The sequence below is a fragment of the Pelomicrobium sp. G1 genome (assembly GCF_051905455.1).
In the GTDB taxonomy this organism is placed as follows: domain Bacteria; phylum Pseudomonadota; class Gammaproteobacteria; order Burkholderiales; family UBA6910; genus Pelomicrobium.
The window spans coordinates 1-256 of sequence record NZ_JBQACR010000432.1; the positions used below are offsets into that span (position 1 = coordinate 1).

General features: G+C 66.8%; 1 pseudogene. It reads left to right on the plus strand.

From position 1 onward, the window contains the following. Positions 1 to 182 (plus strand): annotated as a pseudogene (locus ACTFO6_RS19115) (IS630 family transposase); the annotation flags it as partial. Between the last annotated feature and the right edge of the window lie 74 nt (positions 183 to 256).

A 256-nucleotide genomic window follows, 5' to 3' on the forward strand; every position in this document is an offset into this window, starting at 1 on the left:
GGTTGCTGCTGCGTGAGGTTGCCGCACAGGTGGAGCTGTCGGTGCCGACGGTGATGGCGACACACCGGGCGGACTTGGCAGGCGGCTGGGTGGCGGTCAACGTCAAGCCGCGAGGGCGCAATCTGGGTGAGGGTCGCCAGCTCACGCCTGAGCAGGAGACGCAGATCCGCCGTCTGATATGAGGATTACCCGCAGATTGCCGCCCGCGCCAAGGAGGAAGGCACCGAGATTCACTGGGGCGACGAGACGGAGCTGC